The sequence below is a fragment of the Streptomyces sp. NPDC047886 genome, assembly GCF_043204435.1.
Taxonomy (GTDB): Bacteria; Actinomycetota; Actinomycetes; order Streptomycetales; family Streptomycetaceae; genus Streptomyces.
Map to the genome: position 1 here is coordinate 512,439 of NZ_JBIDCF010000002.1, position 16,065 is coordinate 528,503.

Below are 16,065 nucleotides of genomic sequence, written 5' to 3' on the forward strand. Positions count from 1 at the left end.
TCCCGTGCGGGCCGGAGCCCGTACAGGCCGATGTCCGTACGGGCCGGATCCCGTACGAACTCGTCCCGCGTGCCCCCGCCCACGCCCCACCACGAAGGAGTCGGCCATGGCCCCACCCATGTCCGCGAGCAGGTTCCTCGACGCGCTGCGCGACGAGGGCCTCACGGTCGTCCAGGTCGGCGACTGGCGCACCCACAACCGCAATCACACGGGCCCCTGGGGCCCGGTGCACGGAGTGATGATCCACCACACCGCCACGCGCGGCTCGAACCGGACCGTCGGCATCTGCCGGGACGGCTACTCGGGTCTCCCGGGGCCGCTCTGCCACGGGGTGATCACCAAGGACGGCAGAGTCCACCTGGTCGGGTACGGCAGGGCCAACCACGCGGGGCCGGGGGACGACGACGTCCTGCGGGCCGTCATCGCGGAGAAGGGCCTGCCCGTCGACAACGAGGCGAACACCGACGGCAACCGCCACTTCTACGGCTTCGAGTGCGAGAACCTCGGCGACGGCGACGACCCGTGGCCCGGCGCCCAGCTGGAGGCGATCGAGAAGGCGGCCGCCGCGGTCTGCCGCCACCACGGCTGGACGGCCCGGTCGGTCATCGGCCACCGCGAGTGGCAGCCGGGCAAGGTGGACCCGCGCGGGTTCTCGATGACCTCGATGCGCACGCGCATCGCCAAGCGACTCAGCTGACCGCGACGCGGCCCGGGGCGGCTCGGGGCGGCCCGGCCGCCCCCGGCCGCCCCCGGCCGACGGCCCGGGCCGCACGGGCTCACGCGACAATGGCGGGGTGAAGCCGCTCGACCTCGCCCGCCTCGCCTCGGCCCTCCGGCCCCGGCTGCCCTCGCCGCTGGAGCCCGTGCCGGACGAGCGGTTCACGCGGCGCGGCATCCGGCTGCTGCTCAAGCGGGACGACCTGATCCACCCGGACCTGCCGGGCAACAAGTGGCGCAAGCTCGCCCCGAACCTGGCCGAGGCGGCCGGGCGGCCGGTGCTGACGTTCGGCGGTGCCTACTCCAACCACCTGCGGGCCACGGCCGCGGCGGGGCGGCTGCTCGGGTTCCCGACGACCGGTGTCGTACGCGGGGACGAGCTGGCCGGCCGACCGCTGAACCCGTCGCTGGCGCGGTGCGCGGCGGACGGTATGCGGCTGGTGTTCGTGGACCGGGCGACGTACCGCGCGAAGGGCGAGCCGGAGGTGCTGGAGCGGCTGCTGCGCGACGCCCCTGAGGGCTCGTTCGTCGTCCCGGAGGGCGGCAGCAACGAGCTCGCCGTACGCGGCTGTACGGAGCTGGGCCGGGAGTTGCGCGGCCGGGCGGACGTGGTGGCGGTGGCCTGCGGCACGGGCGGCACGCTCGCCGGTCTGGCGGCGGGGCTCGGCGCGGGGCAGCGGGCGCTCGGCATCCCGGTCCTCAGGGGCGGGTTCCTGGGCGAGGAGATACGGGCGCTCCAGGAGCGTGCCTTCGGAGGTCCGTCGGGTGACTGGAGCCTGGACGAGCGGTTCCACTTCGGCGGCTACGCCCGTACGGACGCCGTGCTCGACGCCTTCGCCGACGACTTCACGGCGCGGCATGAACTCGCCATCGAGCGCATATATGTCGCCAAAATGCTGTACGGGCTTGTCGCCTTGGCGGAGGAGGGCGCGTTCCCGCCTGGCACGGTCGTCGCCGCCGTCGTCACGGGCCGCCCGGAACCGGCGTCCGGGCCGGGCGTCGTCTGACCGACACGGCCATCCCACAGGGCCGCCCGCCCGCCCGAGCCGGCCGTCCCCCAAAGGCCGACCGCCCGCCCGGTCAGTCCGGGGTTCGTTCGCGGTGGGCGGCCGCCTCCTCCAGGTCCAGCCGGCGCAGCAGCGTGCGCAGCATCTCGTCGTCGATGCGCCGCTCGTCCCGCAGCCGCACGAACACGTCGCGCTCGGCGGCGATCATCTCCCGGGCGAGCCGCCGGCAGGTGTCGTCCGCGGACTCCCCGGTGAGGGGGTTGGGCGCGCCGAGCCGCTCCCGCACGGCGTTGCGGCGCCGCCGACGGCGACCGTGGCGAACAGGACGTACCCGACCGACAGCAGCGCGACCGGCCGCGCGTTGGCCCGCAGGTCGAGGTACGAGGAGTCGACGGCCGCCGTGTGCAGGAGCGGCGGCAGCAGCAGCGGCAGCACGATGCGGCGGGGAGAGGATCCATGGACGTGCCCTTGGTGGCGCTGGTCGCGGTGAGCGCCGCGATCGCCGGAGCGGCCCGCAGGACACCCGTCCCCGCGCCGCTGCTGCTGGTCGCGGCCGGACTGGCCGCCTCGTACATACCGGGCGTCCCCGACTACACGCTCGACCCGCTGCTCCCCGCCGTCCCGGCCGTCCCAGCCCTTCGCGGCCTTCCCAGCTGCCACCAGCCGTCACCGTCCGTCACGCACGTAACCTGGCCATCATGAGTGAGTGCTCGCACGTCGCCGAACCGCCACGGCCGGAGCCCGCCCCGTCGACGGCGAGCTGTCCCGCATGCGTGACCGCCGGTACGGACCCGGTGCAGTTGCGGCTGTGCCTGTACTGCGGGCACGTCGGCTGCTGCGACTCGTCGCCGGGGCGGCACGCCACCCGCCACCACCAGGAGACCGGGCATCCGGTGGTGCGCAGTTTCGAGCCGGGTGAGAGATGGCGTTGGTGCTTCGTCGACGGTTCGATCGTCTGACGCCTGGGTACGTCAACCCTCCGCTGGTTTCTCGCGATTTGGGGGGCGCAACCCTCTAGCCACTGTGCGTACTCATGTGCTTACCATGAGTGACAGCCGTCGGGGCGGGGGTCCCGGCGACACGGCACCATGGATCGCGATAGCGTCACCGCGGACTACGCATACCTGCGTACCGCACGGCTCCGGGGTCGGATCTCCCTTCCCCGGGCCCCGAAAGAGCTTGTGCCACCTTGGAGGTGAGGGTGTCCCAGATCGCAGGCGAGCCCGGGACCCAGGACTTCGTGGAAGTCCGGCTGCCCGCTGCGGGTGCCTACCTGTCCGTGCTGCGTACGGCCACGGCCGGCCTGGCGGCGCGTTTGGACTTCACCCTCGACGAGATCGAGGACCTGCGCATCGCGGTCGACGAGGCCTGCGCGATCCTGTTGCAGCAAGCCGTGCCAGGCTCGGTGCTCAGCTGTGTGTTCCGGCTCGTCGACGACTCGCTTGAGGTCACGGTCTCGGCGCCCACGACCGACGGCCGCGCTCCGGAGCGCGACACCTTCGCCTGGACGGTGCTGTCCGCCCTGGCGGGCAAGGTGGACTCGTCCGTCGCCGACGACCGGACGGTCTCGATCAGCCTGTACAAACAGCGCGGCGCGGGACCCGGGCCGGCGTGAGGGACGGGGACGGTCCGGTGCGGAACGAGGAGCGCGGCCCACGGGCGCTGAGCGCGGCGGATGGCATCCCGGGCATCCCGGAACAGCAGGCGCGGCCGCACCCGGTGGACGGTCTGGTGGAGACGTCGGAGCAGGCGCAGGCAGAGCGGGCGGCCCAGATGAGCGAACACGAGCAGAACAGGCACCAGCACCAGCACGATCCGCAGGACCGCAGCGGCGCGCGGGCGATGTTCATCACCCTGCGCGAGCTGCCCGACGGCTCACCCGAGCGGGCGGAGCTCCGCAACCAGCTGGTACGGATGCATCTGCCGCTCGTCGAGCACCTGGCGCGCCGGTTCCGCAACCGGGGTGAGCCGCTGGACGACCTGACGCAGGTCGCCACGATCGGTCTCATCAAGTCCGTGGACCGCTTCGACCCCGAGCGCGGTGTCGAGTTCTCGACGTACGCGACGCCCACCGTGGTGGGCGAGATCAAGCGGCACTTCCGCGACAAGGGGTGGGCGGTGCGGGTACCGCGCCGCCTCCAGGAGCTGCGGCTGTCGCTGACCACCGCGACCGCGGAGCTCTCCCAGCAGCACGGCCGGTCACCGACCGTGCACGAGCTGGCGGAGCGGCTCGGCATCTCGGAGGAGGAGGTCCTGGAGGGGCTGGAGTCCGCCAACGCGTACTCGACGCTCTCGCTGGACGTCCCGGACACGGACGACGAGTCCCCCGCGGTGGCCGACACGCTGGGCGCGGAGGACGAGGCGCTGGAGGGCGTCGAGTACCGGGAGTCGCTGAAGCCGCTGCTGGAGGACCTGCCGCCGCGAGAGAAGCGGATCCTGCTGCTGCGGTTCTTCGGCAACATGACCCAGTCGCAGATCGCGCAGGAGGTCGGCATCTCGCAGATGCACGTCTCGCGGCTGCTGGCCCGCACGCTGGCGCAGCTCCGCGAGAAGCTCCTGGTCGAGGAGTAGGCGGCGCGCTTCCCGGGCGCGCGGCCGCGGGGCTCACTCCCCGGGGCGCGGGGAGTTCCGCCGGGGCACGGGGGCACTCCCCTGGGACGGGCACTCCGCCCGGGGCATGGGGGCACTCTCTGGGCAGGCACTCCGCCCGGGGGCACGGGGGCACTCCCTTCGGGCGGGCACTCCCCTCCGGCGGGCACTCCCCTCCGGCGGGCACTCCCCTCGGGCGGGCACTCCCCTGGGACGGGCACTCTGCCGGGGGCGCGGCACTCCGCCAGGGCGGTGGCGACGGTTTACCAGGGCCACGGCGAGAGGTCAGGCAGAGCCGTGGCGAGGCTCGGCGGGGCCCGTGGCGGGTCCAGCCGGGGCCGTGGCCGGGTCCAGCCGGGGCCGTGGCGAGGGCTTGCCAGGGCGGTGGCGAGGGGGCAGCCGGGGGCCATGGCGGGGTCAGCCGCGGTGGATGCCCAGGGCCTTCGTGGTGGCGGGGTGGAGCAGCAGGGCCAGGCCCGTGACCGCCGTGACCGCCAGCGCGATGCCCGCCGGGATCGCCGCCGTCTTCGCGTTGAGCAGCGTCCAGGCGACCGGCAGCGCCATGATGTGGGTGATGATGGCCGGGCCCCGGCTCCAGCTGCGGCAGCGCAGCAGCCCTCGGGCGGCGATCAGCGGGATCAGGCCGAGCGCGAGGAGCGTGACGCCGCCCGTCACGGCCTGGGTGGCGTCGTCGGGGTTGCCCGTGAGGGTACTCACCATGACGTAGACGCCGCCGGCGAACAGGGCCAGCGCCTCCACACCTGCGACGGCGGCCGCGGCCGTCACACGGGCGGGGCGGGGCGTGGACGTGGGGTTCTGGTCGGTGCTGCTCACCCCAGCAGGGTAGCCGCAGGGCCTCCGACCGGACGGGCCTGCCCTGGGCGGGGTACCGCGCGGTAGGTAACCTGGCGGGCATGCGCGCACTTCTCGTGGTCAACCCGGCAGCCACCACCACGAGTGCCCGCACGCGTGACGTACTGATCCACGCGCTGGCCAGCGAGATGAAGCTCGACGTGGTGACCACGGAGTACCGGGGGCACGCGCGGGACGTCGGGCGGCGGGCCGCCGACTCCGACGACATCGACCTGGTCGTGGCCCTCGGCGGGGACGGCACCGTCAACGAGGTCGTCAACGGGCTGCTGCACCACGGGCCCGATCCGGACCGGCTGCCCCGGCTCGCGGTGGTGCCGGGCGGCTCGACGAACGTCTTCGCCCGCGCCCTCGGTCTGCCGAACGACGCCGTCGAGGCCACCGGGGCGATCCTGGACGCGCTGAGCCGGAGCAGTGTGCGGACCGTCGGCCTGGGACTCGCGGGCGGGACGCCCGGCACCGAGGACGAGGCGGTGCCGGCCCGCTGGTTCACGTTCTGCGCGGGTTTCGGATTCGACGCCGGCGTCATCGGGCGGGTCGAGCAGCAGCGGGAGCGCGGCAAGAGATCGACGCACGCGCTGTATCTGCGGCAGGTCGTCCGTCAGCTCCTGGAGGAGCCGCACCGCCGGCACGGCATGATCACGCTGGAGCGCCCGGGGCACGACCCGGTCCACGATCTCGTCCTGTCGATAATCTGCAACACGGCTCCCTGGACGTATCTGGGGAACCGTCCGGTGTACGCGTCGCCGGAGGCGTCCTTCGACACCGCGCTCGACCTGCTCGCTCTGAGCCGGCTCTCGACGCCCTCGGTCGCGCGGTACGCGACCCAGCTGCTGACATCGAGCCCGGAGCGCGGACCGCACGGCAAGCACGCGGTCTCGTTGCACGATCTGGAGGACTTCACCTTGCATTCGAAGGTGCCCCTCCCCTTCCAGATGGACGGCGACCACCTGGGGCTGCGTACGAGCGTGACGTTCACAGGCGTTCGCCGTGCACTGGGTGTGATTGTGTGAGTGGAAGGGCCCTTGGTCCTTTATCTCGAACGTATGGGCTGGGGTCCACCCCATAGAAGTACGGCTGTGACCTAGCCGACACCGAGGAATCAAAAAAAACTTTCCGGAAGGGGTTGTATCCGTCGCCGAGGTTTGCGAGTCTCTACATGGCGATCGGGACGGCCCGCAGAACCGGCCTCCAGCGAGAGCCAGAATCCCTCCTCATTCCAGGACCACACCAGTGCATCTGGCCGTCGGGCCTTCACTTGTGGGGGGATTCGTGAAAGCGTTCACATTCACAAGCAACTTGCATGCAACACCAAGGAGAGGTAGCAGCCATGGACTGGCGTCACAACGCCGTTTGTCGTGAGGAAGACCCCGAGCTGTTCTTCCCCATCGGCAACACTGGTCCTGCGCTGCTGCAGATCGAGGAAGCCAAGGCTGTCTGCCGTCGCTGCCCCGTGATGGAGCAGTGCCTGCAGTGGGCGCTCGAGTCCGGTCAGGACTCCGGCGTCTGGGGTGGCCTCAGCGAGGACGAGCGTCGCGCGATGAAGCGCCGCGCCGCTCGCAACCGGGCGCGCAACGCCAGCGCCTGAGCAACGCCACCGCGCCTCCCGAGTAGCAGCGCGCAGCAGTAGAACCCACAGCGTTCGAGCCCCGGACCGTTTCCCTACGGTCCGGGGCTCGCTGCTGTGCGCGGCGCCGCCTCGTCGGCAGCGCGACCGTCTCGCCGGCGTCCGGCGGCGCTGCTTCCGGGGGCCGCTGGGGGCGCCCCCGCCCGGGGCGCTATTTCTGGGGGCGTACCGGGATGTCCAGCACCACGCGGGTGCCGCGCCCGGGGGCCGGCTGCATGTCGAACGTACCGCCCAACTCGCCCTCCACCAGCGTCCGTACGATCTGCAGGCCGAGGTTGCCGGCCCGCTGCGGGTCGAACCCCTCGGGCAGGCCGCGGCCGTCGTCCTGAACGGTGATCAGCAGCCGGGCGTCGACCACACGGGAGTCGCCACGGACCGCGGTGACCTCGACGGTACCCAGCTCGCCTGGGGCGAAGGCGTGTTCCAGGGCGTTCTGCAGGATCTCGGTCAGGACCATCGACAGCGGGGTCGCGACCTCGGCGTCGAGGATGCCGAACCTGCCGTGGCGACGGCAGGTGACCCTGCCGGGCGAGATCTCCGCCACCATCGAGATCACCCGGTCGGCGATCTCGTCGAACTCGACGCGCTCGTCCAGGTTCTGCGAGAGCGTCTCGTGCACGATGGCGATCGAGCCGACGCGCCGCACCGCCTCGTTCAGCGCCTCCCGGCCGCGGTCCGAATCCATCCGGCGGGCCTGCAGCCGCAGCAGGGCGGCGACCGTCTGGAGGTTGTTCTTCACCCGGTGGTGGATCTCCCGGATCGTGGCGTCCTTGGTGATCAACTCGCGTTCGCGGCGGCGCAGTTCGGTGACGTCACGCAGCAGTACGAGCGAACCGATCCGGGGGCCCTTCGGCTTGAGCGGGATGGCGCGCAGCTGGATGACGCCGCCGTTGCCCTCGACCTCCGTCTCGCGTGGCGCGTACCCGCTGGCGAGCTTGACGATGGCCTCGTCCACGGGCCCCCTGGACGGGGCGAGGTCGGCGGTGATCTGGCCGAGGTGCTGGCCGACGAGGTCGGCGGAGAGCCCGAGCCTGTGGTACGCGGAGAGGGCGTTCGGCGAGGCGTACTGGACGACGCCGTCGGCGTCGAGCCTGATCAGGCCGTCGCCGGCGCGCGGCGACGCGTCCATGTCGACCTGCTGGCCGGGGAACGGGAAGGTGCCCGCGGCGATCATCTGGGCCAGGTCGGAGGCGGACTGGAGGTAGGTGAGCTCCAGCCGGGAGGGGGTTCGGACGGTGAGCAGGTTGGTGTTGCGGGCGATGACGCCGAGGACCCGGCCCTCGCGGCGCACGGGGATGGACTCGACCCGTACGGGGACCTCCTCACGCCACTCGGGATCGCCCTCGCGCACGATCCGGCCCTCGTCCAGGGCGGCGTCGAGCAGCGGGCGGCGGCCTCGCGGCACGAGGTGGCCGACCATGTCGTCCTGGTAGGAGGTGGGGCCGGTGTTGGGGCGCATCTGCGCGACGGAGACGTAGCGCGTGCCGTCGAGGGTGGGCACCCACAGGACGAGGTCGGCGAAGGAGAGGTCGGAGAGCAGCTGCCACTCCGAGACCAGCAGGTGGAGCCACTCGAGGTCGGACTCACTCAGAGCGGTGTGCTGGCGTACGAGGTCGTTCATGGAGGGCACGTTGCGAGCGTACCCGTGCGTCCGTGTGCGGTTGAACCTGGTGCTTTACCCGTTCGTGGTGGAGGATGGACCAGGAATTCGCCCACTCACATGGATGGACAGACCAGAATGGTCTAGTCCACAATGGCGTGGTAAAGCACTGACAGACTTCCACCCTCCCCGCACAGGAGGGTGGGACCGAGGCACCGACGCTCTCTGCCCTGACTGCGTCGGGCCTCATCACGGCCGTGGGACCGCACACCCGACGGCCGTTGCAACTCCGGGCTGCGGTGCCGGACGGGTTGAGGGTCCCGTCGCGGCGCCGCGGCCCGCGGGTGTTTTCGGGGCCCCGTCGGCCCGCGGGTGTTTGCGGGACCCGTCGGCCCGCAGGTGTTTTCGGCCCGCCGGAACCACACGGGCCCGGAGGGCCCTGCGCCCCCCCAGGGCCGCACGCCCCTCGCGGCCCCGCGCACGCTCAAGGCCGCACGCCCGCTCAGGGCCACGCGCGCATCGCGGCGTCCGCCACCGCCTCCAGCTCCTCCCTCGTCGCACCGTCGCGGGCCTGCTGGGACATGCCCTGAAGGACGGCGCCGGCGAACCGGGCCAGGGCCCTGGTGTCGGCACCGGCCGGAAGCAGGCCGGCGGCGGCATCGGCGGCGACCCGGGCCTCGATGACGGCCAGAGTGGCGTTGCGCCTGTCCCGTAGCGAGGCCACCACGTCCGGGGTCGCGCAGTTGAGCGCCGCCGAGATCACCAGACAGCCGCGCGGGTGCGCCGGGTCGGTGTACTCCCCCGCCGCCTCCCGCAGCATCCGGGCGACGCCCTCGCGGGCGGTGGGCTCCTCGTCGAGGGCGCGGCGCGAGAAGGCGCCGTACGTCTCCACGTACCGGCTCACGACCTCCTCGAAGAGGGCGCGCTTGTCGCCGAAGGCGGCGTACATGCTCGGGGCGCCGATCCCCATCGCCCGTGTCAGATCGGCCACCGACGTCGTTTCGTAACCGTGCTCCCAGAACGCCGCGGTGGCGCTTTCCAGGGCCGCCTCGCGGTCGAAGGAGCGGGGCCTGCCGCGCTGTCTCGTCGCCATGCCCACATTTTATAGCGACCACTAGAGAATCTGGTACGGTCACTTCTGTAACGACCGCTACAGAAAGGGGCGTCGCCATGGGCACGCTCACGGGCAGGACGGCACTGGTCACCGGCGGAAGCCGGGGCATCGGACGGGGCATCGCCGAGCGGCTGGGCCGCGAGGGCGCACGGGTCGCCGTGCACTACGGCAGCAACGAGACCGCCGCCAAGGAGACCGTCATGGCGATCGAGGCCGAGGGCGGCTCCGCCTTCGCGATCGGCCAGGAGCTCGGCGTACCCGGCGACGCGGCGGCCCTGTGGGCGGAGTTCGACCGGCACGCCGACGGGCTCGACATCCTGGTCAACAACGCCGGCATCGCGGGCACCCCGCACTTCGCCGAAGTCGACGAGGCCGCCTACGACCGGATCTTCGCCGTCAACACGAAGGCGCCGTTCTTCCTGACCCAGCTCGGCGCGGAGCGCATGCGCGACGGCGGCCGGATCATCAACATCTCCACCGGCCTGTCGCACGCGGCGGTGATGCCCGAGCTGATCGCGTACGCGATGAGCAAGAGCGCGCTCGACGTCTTCACCCGCTACCTGTCCAAGGTCGTCGGCCCCCGGGGCATCACCGTGAACGCGGTGGCCCCCGGCATCATCGACACCGAGATGAACGCCTGGCTCCACGACAGCGAGGAGGCCTGGACGGGGGCCGCGGCCCTGTCGGCCCTCGGCCGGGTCGGTACGACCTCTGACATCGCGGGCGTCGTGGCGTTCCTCGCCTCGGACGACGGCCGCTGGGTGACCGGCCACTGGATCGACGCGACGGGCGGTTCGCTCCAGTAGCGGGCTACCGGGTCTCCGTCACCTTGGCCAGGGCGCGCGGCGCGTCCGGGTCCTGGCCCCTGGCGATGGTGATCTCGTACGCCAGCAGTTGCAGCGGCAGGATCTCCAGGATCGGCTGGAGTTCCTCGGGGAGGCCGTCCACGGGGAGCACGAAACCCGCCGACGCCGCCTCCACCTGGGCGCGGGGCCCGACCACGAACAGGTCGGCGCCCCGGCCGCGCAGCCGGTCCAGGACCGGCTGGAGCGCGGTGCCGCCCCGGCCCTCGGTGACGACCGCGATGACGGGCGAGATGTTGTCGACCATGGCGAGGGGGCCGTGCAGCAGGTCGGCGCCGGAGTACGAGAGCGCCGGGATGTAGCTCGTCTCCATCAGCTTCAGCGCCGCCTCCTTCGCGGTGGGGTAGCCGTAGCCCCGGGACGTGATCACCATCCGCTCGGCGAAGCGGTAGCGGGCGGCGAGCGTCCGGACCTCGTCGCGGCGCCCCAGGATCCGCTCCGCCAGCTCGGGCACGGGACGGGCCGCGGCGCCGTCGCCGCCGCGCAGGCCCTCCACGAACAGATAGAGCGACAGCAGGGACGCGGTGTACGTCTTGGTCGCCGGCAGTGCCTTCTCGGGGCCCGCCAGGATGTCGACGTGGTGCTCGGACACGGCGGCGAGCGGCGAGTCCGGGTTGTTGGTCACGGCGACGGTGACCGCCCCGGCGTCCCGGGCCGCCCGGGTGGAGGCGACGAGGTCCGGGGAGCCGCCCGACTGGCTGACGGTGACGACGAGGACGTCGGCGAGGTCGGGCTTCGCCCCGTACGCGGTCGTGGTCGACATGGAGGTGAGACCGCACGGCAGGCCGGCGCGGATCTCCAGCAGGTACTTGGCGTACAGCGCGGCGTTGTCGGACGTGCCGCGCGCGGTGAGCAGGACGAAGCGCGGCCTGCGGGCGGCGACGGCCTCGGCGACCGCGCGGATCACGGGGGCGCCCTGCTCCAGGACGCGCCGCAGCACGGCGGGCTGCTCCGCCATCTCTCCGGACATGATCCGGCCCGGCTCGTCGGTCATGCTCCCAGTCGACCAGGGATCGAGTGGCCCCGCCATCCGTACGGACCCGGCCGCCCCGCTGCCCGACCGCTCACCCGGCGCCCCGGCCGCCCCGCTGCCCGACCGCTCACCCGGCGCCCCGGCCGCCCTGCTGGCCTGTCGGCCCCGGCCGCCCCGCTGGCCTGTCGGCCCCGGCCGCCCCCCTGCCGTTCACCCACCCGACCGCCCCCGGCCGCCCGGCCGCCCGGTGGGCCCCTGGGACCGGGGGCGTGCGTGCGCGTGCCCGCCCCGGGGGAGCCCGACTCTGCTAGATTGGTCTATACCACATGAGACCACCACTCCTCAGATCGGCAGGCCCAGCGTGGAAGTTGTCATCGTCCAGGACGCCAAGGCAGGCGGGGAACTCATCGCGGAGGGCATCGCCGCCCTGCTGCGCCGCAAGCCCGACGCTCTGCTCGGCGTGGCCACCGGCTCTACTCCGCTGCCCATCTACGACGCGCTGACCGCCAAGGTCCGCGCGGGCGCCGTCGACGCGTCGCGCGCCCGGATCGCCCAGCTGGACGAGTACGTCGGGCTGCCGGCCGGGCACCCCGAGTCGTACCGCTCCACCGTGCTCCGCCAGGTCGTGGAACCGCTCGGTCTGGGCGCCGACGCGTTCCTGGGCCCCGACGGCTCGGCCGATGACGTACAGGCGGCCTGCGAGGCGTACGACCAGGCGCTGGCCGACGCCGGCGGTGTGGACCTGCAGATCCTCGGGATCGGGACGGACGGCCACATCGGCTTCAACGAGCCGTGCTCCTCGCTCGCCTCGCGCACCCGGATCAAGACCCTCACCCACCAGACCCGCGTCGACAACGCGCGGTTCTTCGACGGCGACATCGACCAGGTGCCCCACCACGTCATCACCCAGGGCATCGGCACCATCCTGGAGGCCCGCCACCTGGTCCTCCTGGCCACCGGCGAAGGCAAGGCCGAGGCCGTGGCGCAGACGGTCGAGGGCCCGGTCGCCGCCGTCGTCCCGGCCTCCGCGCTCCAGCTGCACCCGCACGCCACGGTGGTCGTGGACGAGGCCGCCGCGTCCAAGCTGAAGCTCGCCGACTACTTCCGCCACACCTACGCGAACAAGCCCGCCTGGCAGGGCCTGTAGGACGGTACGCGAAGGGGGCCGGGCGCTGTCCGAAGCGCCCGGCCCCCTTCGTCGTGCGCGCCTACGCCCCGGCGACGACCTCGGCCGCCGCCGTGCCGCAGACCCGTGCCGCACCGTGCGTCGCGATGTGCAGCGCCCCACGCGGCGGGGCCTGGTTCAGCCCCATCTCGACCACGACCGTGTCGGGCCGAGCCGCGAGCAGCCCGTCGAGCGCCTCCCTCATCCAGGCGTGACGGTGGGCGTCGCGCACCACGGCGACGATCCGGCGGTCCCCGGCGTCCCGCAGCACATCGGCCGCGGCGGCGCCGGCGTCGTAGGTGCCCGTACCGGTGCCGGGCAGCAGTCGCTCCAGCTCCGCGGCGACACCCCAGGGGGTCTCGTCGCCGACGGCGATGTTCGCGACGGGAGCGAGGACCGCGACATGCGGTGCGCTCGTCATCGGGGCGTAGGGCGTCTCCCCCACCGTGACCTTCAGTGCGCGGCGGGCCGCCACCAGTCCGATGTCGGTGCCGGGCGCGGTCCCCTCCTGCACAGCCGCGCCCGGCTCCGTCTCAGCCCCCCTGACCCGGTGCGACCTGGTCCAGGACGCCAGGGCGCGCACTCGCGCCGCCGCGTCGGCCAGCCGCTCCTCGGGCAGTTCGCCGGTCCGTACCGCTTCGACCAGCGCGTCGCGCAGCCGCAGTACGGTCTCCTCGTCCGCCAGGCCGCCGCCGACGCAGATGGCGTCGGCGCCCGCCGCGATCGCGAGGACGGAGCCGCGCTCGATGCCGTACGTCGACGCGATGGCCTGCATCTCCATGCCATCGGTGACGATCAGGCCCTCGTAGCCCAGCTCCTGGCGCAGCAGACCGGTGAGGATCCGCGGGCTCAGGGTCGCCGGGGAGACGGGGTCGAGCGCGGGCAGCAGGATATGCGCGCTCATCACCGATTTGGAACCCGCCGCGATGGCCGCGCGGAAAGGCACCAGCTCACGGGCGTGCAGTGTGTCCAGGTCCACATCGATTCGGGGCATCGCGTGGTGCGAGTCCACGTTCGTGTCGCCATGTCCGGGGAAGTGCTTCACACACGCGGCGACACCGGCGGACTGCAGGCCCTCGATGTACGCCACCGTGTGCCGCGCGGTCAGCTCCGGGTCGGCGCCGAAGGACCGTACGCCGATCACCGGGTTGTCCGGGTCGGAGTTGACGTCGGCGGACGGCGCCCAGTTGAAGTCCACGCCGCAGGCGGCGAGCCGGCGGCCCAGTTCATGGGCGACGGCGCGGGTCAGGCCGGTGTCGTCGACCCAGCCGAGCGCGAGGTTGCCGGGGAAGGAGGAGCCGGTGCGGACCTCCAGCCGGGTGACGTCACCGCCCTCCTCGTCGATGGCGACCAGGACGTCGGGGTGCTCGGCCCGCAGCTGCGCGGTGAGCGCGGCCAGCTGCTCGGGCGAGGCGATGTTGCGGCCGAACAGCCCGACAGAGCAGAGCCCCTCGCCGATGCGGCGCAGCAGCCAGTCGGGGGCGCTGGTGCCGGTGAAGCCGGGCTGGAGGACGGTGAGGGCGTCGCGGGTGAGGGTGCCGGACGAGCCGCGTACGAGTGTCGTCATGGGGCGCGTTATCCCTTCACTGCGCCGGCGGTCATGCCGCCGACGGCCCGTCGCTGGAGGAAGAGGAAGACGATGAGCACGGGGAGGGCGAACAGGGTGGAGGCGGCCATGGTGGCGCCCCAGTCGCTGCCGAAGGCGGTCTGGAACTGGGTCAGCCAGAGCGGCAGGGTCTGGGCCCCCTTGTCCTTGTTGAGGATCAGGACCATGGCGAACTCGTTCCAGGCCGTGATGAAGCCGAAGAGCGAGGTCGACATCAGACCGGGCGCGAGCAGCGGGAAGATCACCTTGCGGAATGCCTGGCCCCGGGTGCAGCCGTCGATCTGTGCGGCCTCCTCCAGTTCCACCGGGACGGCGGCGATGAAGCCGCGCAGGGTCCAGATGGTGAAGGGGAGGACCATGACGAAGTAGATGGCGGTCAGCAGCGGGATGCTGTTCAGCATGTCGCCGTCGCGGGCGATCATGTACATCACGATGACCATGACCTCCCAGGGGGCCATCTGGGCGATCATGATGCCGAGGACCAGCCCCTTGCGGCCGCGGAACCTCATCCGGGCGATGGCGAAGCTCGCCCCCAGGGCGACGATCAGCGCGAGCAGCACGGCACCGACGGTGACGGTGAGGCTGTTGGCGACGTACGTCCAGAAAAGGTCGACGCCCGTGGCCGTCGGGTAGTTCTCGAACGTCGGCGCGAAGAGGAAGACCGGGTCCTTGGTGAGGATCTCCGACTGCGGCTTCAGCGACGAGCTGAACATCCAGTACACGGGGAAGACGAACAGCAGGGCGAGGACCAGCGCGGTCAGGTTCCTGACGACGGCTCCGGGCGTGACCGGCTTGCGGCGCAGTCGCTGCGCGGGGCGCGCCGGCGCGGCCGCGGACGCCGTGGACGGGGTGGTGGTGCCGGTGGCGGTGCTCACTGCTCCTCCTCCTGCTTCAGGATCAGTCGGAAGTAGAAGGACATGGCGGCGATCAGCATCACGATCGTCAGTACGGAGATGGCGGCGGCGACGCCGTAGTGGAACTGGCCCTGGCCCTCGATGTAGGCGAAGACGGGCAGGGTCTCGGAGCCGCGGTCGGGGCCGCCGAGGTTCATGGCGTACACCTGGGCGAACGCCTTGAAGATCCAGATGATCTCCAGGAACGTGGTGATCAGGAAGAACGGCTTGAGGTTGGGGAAGACCACGGACCAGAACGTGCGCCAGCCGTTCGCGCCGTCCATCTTGGCGGCCTCGTACAGCTCGCTGCCGACGGTGGTGAGAGCCGCGTACATGTTGAGCGCGACGAACGGGATCGAGCCCCAGACCAGCAGGATCATGACGATCACGAGGGTGGACAAGCCGGTCTCGAACCAGTTGTGCTGCTCGTAGCCCTCGAAGCCGAGGACGCGCATCAGCCAGTTGACGACGCCGAACTGCTCGTCGAACAGCCAGCGGAAGACGGTGACGGACGCCACGATCGGCATCGCCCAGGCCAGCATCAGGGCGAGCGACAGCAGCAGCCGCATCCTCTTGCCCAGCCGGTTGAGCAGCAGACCGATCAGGGTGCCGATGCCCATGATCAGGACGACGTTGGCCGCCGTGAAGACAAGGCTGCGGACCACGACGGTCCAGAAGTCCGGATCGCCCAGCAGCTCGGTGTAGTTCCGGAAGCCGATCCACTCGGAGGTCCGGGTGATCAGTTCCTTCCGGTTGACCTGCTGGAAGGAGAGGATCACATTGCGGACCAGCGGATAGATCAGCAGCGCCGCCATGGCGAGCACGGCGGGCGCGACCAGCAGGTACGGCAGCAGCCCGCCGGGCAGGGAGCGCCTGCCGCGAGGAGGCTGAAGGACTTCCTGCGAGCCCGGTGGGTCCGGCGGCGTCCGGTCCTGGGTGTTCGCCGCCCTCCCGGGCGCGTCCTGAGGAGCGGACGTCGCCGCTCCCTGGGAGTCCACGGTCATGGTTTCTTCCTCGCGGTTCTGGGGCTCCCGTGCCCGA

General features: G+C 72.0%; 16 protein-coding genes and 2 pseudogenes. 10 read left to right on the plus strand and 8 right to left on the minus strand.

Translation table 11 applies throughout. From position 1 onward, the window contains the following. The first annotated feature begins 106 nt into the window (after positions 1-106). Positions 107-697, plus strand: coding sequence for an N-acetylmuramoyl-L-alanine amidase (locus ACGF5U_RS07990; protein ID WP_392711251.1), 591 nt, complete (start codon positions 107-109; stop codon positions 695-697). 97 nt (positions 698-794) lie between these two features. Beyond that, positions 795-1,724, plus strand: a complete 930-nt coding sequence (locus tag ACGF5U_RS07995) for a 1-aminocyclopropane-1-carboxylate deaminase/D-cysteine desulfhydrase (RefSeq protein WP_392711252.1) — start codon at positions 795-797, stop codon at positions 1,722-1,724. A gap of 73 nt (positions 1,725-1,797) precedes the next feature. Here the strand turns inward: ACGF5U_RS07995 and ACGF5U_RS08000 are convergent. Then, a pseudogene (locus tag ACGF5U_RS08000) lies at positions 1,798-2,025 on the minus strand (Na+/H+ antiporter); the annotation flags it as partial. A 155-nt stretch (positions 2,026-2,180) separates the two neighbouring features. Here ACGF5U_RS08000 and ACGF5U_RS08005 point away from each other — a divergent pair. From ACGF5U_RS08005 to ACGF5U_RS08020, 4 genes and pseudogenes are all read left to right on the plus strand, one after another. Beyond that, positions 2,181-2,345, plus strand: a pseudogene (locus ACGF5U_RS08005) (Na+/H+ antiporter); the annotation flags it as partial. A 77-nt stretch (positions 2,346-2,422) separates the two neighbouring features. Next, positions 2,423-2,683 (plus strand): UBP-type zinc finger domain-containing protein, encoded by a 261-nt coding sequence (locus ACGF5U_RS08010; RefSeq protein WP_392711253.1) that lies wholly within the window; start codon positions 2,423-2,425, stop codon positions 2,681-2,683. 242 nt (positions 2,684-2,925) lie between these two features. Continuing rightward, entirely contained in the window at positions 2,926-3,339 is a 414-nt protein-coding gene (locus ACGF5U_RS08015; RefSeq protein WP_018845530.1) for an anti-sigma regulatory factor, read from the plus strand. After that, a complete protein-coding gene (locus ACGF5U_RS08020) occupies positions 3,336-4,295 on the plus strand; it encodes an RNA polymerase sigma factor SigF (protein WP_392711254.1) in 960 nt (319 codons plus the stop codon). Before ACGF5U_RS08015 ends, ACGF5U_RS08020 begins: the two co-directional genes overlap by 4 nt. Positions 4,296-4,730: 435 nt before the next feature. Here ACGF5U_RS08020 and ACGF5U_RS08025 read toward each other — a convergent pair whose 3' ends face one another. Further along, on the minus strand, positions 4,731-5,147 hold the full coding sequence (locus tag ACGF5U_RS08025; protein ID WP_392711255.1) for a hypothetical protein: 417 nt from the start codon (positions 5,145-5,147) through the stop codon (positions 4,731-4,733). 80 nt (positions 5,148-5,227) lie between these two features. Here ACGF5U_RS08025 and ACGF5U_RS08030 point away from each other — a divergent pair, with 80 nt between their 5' ends. Next, entirely contained in the window at positions 5,228-6,196 is a 969-nt protein-coding gene (locus ACGF5U_RS08030; RefSeq protein ID WP_392711257.1) for a diacylglycerol/lipid kinase family protein, read from the plus strand. Positions 6,197-6,513: 317 nt separating this feature from the next. Next, positions 6,514-6,771 carry a WhiB family transcriptional regulator gene (locus ACGF5U_RS08035; protein WP_003953983.1) on the plus strand — a complete coding sequence of 86 codons (258 nt, stop codon included), beginning with the start codon at positions 6,514-6,516 and terminating at the stop codon, positions 6,769-6,771. A 190-nt stretch (positions 6,772-6,961) separates the two neighbouring features. Here the strand turns inward: ACGF5U_RS08035 and ACGF5U_RS08040 are convergent, their stop codons facing one another. After that, a complete protein-coding gene (locus ACGF5U_RS08040) occupies positions 6,962-8,431 on the minus strand; it encodes a sensor histidine kinase (protein WP_392711312.1) in 1,470 nt (489 codons plus the stop codon). A gap of 481 nt (positions 8,432-8,912) precedes the next feature. After that, positions 8,913-9,503 (minus strand): TetR/AcrR family transcriptional regulator, encoded by a 591-nt coding sequence (locus ACGF5U_RS08045; RefSeq protein ID WP_392711259.1) that lies wholly within the window; start codon positions 9,501-9,503, stop codon positions 8,913-8,915. Positions 9,504-9,580: 77 nt separating this feature from the next. Between ACGF5U_RS08045 and ACGF5U_RS08050 the strand changes: the two genes are divergently transcribed. Next, positions 9,581-10,330: an SDR family oxidoreductase gene (locus ACGF5U_RS08050; RefSeq protein WP_392711261.1), complete on the plus strand. Its 750-nt coding sequence runs from the start codon at positions 9,581-9,583 to the stop codon at positions 10,328-10,330. 4 nt (positions 10,331-10,334) lie between these two features. Here the strand turns inward: ACGF5U_RS08050 and ACGF5U_RS08055 are convergent, their stop codons facing one another. Beyond that, positions 10,335-11,381 carry an SIS domain-containing protein gene (locus tag ACGF5U_RS08055; protein WP_392711263.1) on the minus strand — a complete coding sequence of 349 codons (1,047 nt, stop codon included), beginning with the start codon at positions 11,379-11,381 and terminating at the stop codon, positions 10,335-10,337. Between the two features lie 340 nt (positions 11,382-11,721). Here ACGF5U_RS08055 and nagB point away from each other — a divergent pair, with 340 nt between their 5' ends. Next, positions 11,722-12,507: a glucosamine-6-phosphate deaminase gene (gene nagB / locus ACGF5U_RS08060; RefSeq protein ID WP_392711264.1), complete on the plus strand. Its 786-nt coding sequence runs from the start codon at positions 11,722-11,724 to the stop codon at positions 12,505-12,507. Between the two features lie 61 nt (positions 12,508-12,568). Here the strand turns inward: nagB and ACGF5U_RS08065 are convergent, their stop codons facing one another. The 3 genes from ACGF5U_RS08065 to ACGF5U_RS08075 form a co-directional block, all read right to left on the minus strand. Beyond that, on the minus strand, positions 12,569-14,092 hold the full coding sequence (locus ACGF5U_RS08065) for a glycoside hydrolase family 3 protein (RefSeq protein WP_392711265.1): 1,524 nt from the start codon (positions 14,090-14,092) through the stop codon (positions 12,569-12,571). A gap of 8 nt (positions 14,093-14,100) precedes the next feature. Continuing rightward, positions 14,101-14,934 carry a carbohydrate ABC transporter permease gene (locus ACGF5U_RS08070; RefSeq protein WP_392711314.1) on the minus strand — a complete coding sequence of 278 codons (834 nt, stop codon included), beginning with the start codon at positions 14,932-14,934 and terminating at the stop codon, positions 14,101-14,103. Positions 14,935-15,002: 68 nt separating this feature from the next. Then, positions 15,003-16,028 carry a carbohydrate ABC transporter permease gene (locus ACGF5U_RS08075; protein WP_392711266.1) on the minus strand — a complete coding sequence of 342 codons (1,026 nt, stop codon included), beginning with the start codon at positions 16,026-16,028 and terminating at the stop codon, positions 15,003-15,005. Between the last annotated feature and the right edge of the window lie 37 nt (positions 16,029-16,065).

Coding starts and splice junctions, on each gene's coding strand:
- ACGF5U_RS08065 (WP_392711265.1), bottom strand. CDS start 14,092: ATGACGACACTCGTACGCGGCTCGTCCGGCACCCTCACCCGCGACGCC.
- ACGF5U_RS08030 (WP_392711257.1), top strand. CDS start 5,228: ATGCGCGCACTTCTCGTGGTCAACCCGGCAGCCACCACCACGAGTGCC.
- ACGF5U_RS08010 (WP_392711253.1), top strand. CDS start 2,423: ATGAGTGAGTGCTCGCACGTCGCCGAACCGCCACGGCCGGAGCCCGCC.
- ACGF5U_RS08050 (WP_392711261.1), top strand. CDS start 9,581: ATGGGCACGCTCACGGGCAGGACGGCACTGGTCACCGGCGGAAGCCGG.
- ACGF5U_RS07990 (WP_392711251.1), top strand. CDS start 107: ATGGCCCCACCCATGTCCGCGAGCAGGTTCCTCGACGCGCTGCGCGAC.
- ACGF5U_RS08035 (WP_003953983.1), top strand. CDS start 6,514: ATGGACTGGCGTCACAACGCCGTTTGTCGTGAGGAAGACCCCGAGCTG.
- ACGF5U_RS08045 (WP_392711259.1), bottom strand. CDS start 9,503: ATGGCGACGAGACAGCGCGGCAGGCCCCGCTCCTTCGACCGCGAGGCG.
- ACGF5U_RS08040 (WP_392711312.1), bottom strand. CDS start 8,431: ATGAACGACCTCGTACGCCAGCACACCGCTCTGAGTGAGTCCGACCTC.
- ACGF5U_RS08055 (WP_392711263.1), bottom strand. CDS start 11,381: ATGACCGACGAGCCGGGCCGGATCATGTCCGGAGAGATGGCGGAGCAG.
- ACGF5U_RS08075 (WP_392711266.1), bottom strand. CDS start 16,028: ATGACCGTGGACTCCCAGGGAGCGGCGACGTCCGCTCCTCAGGACGCG.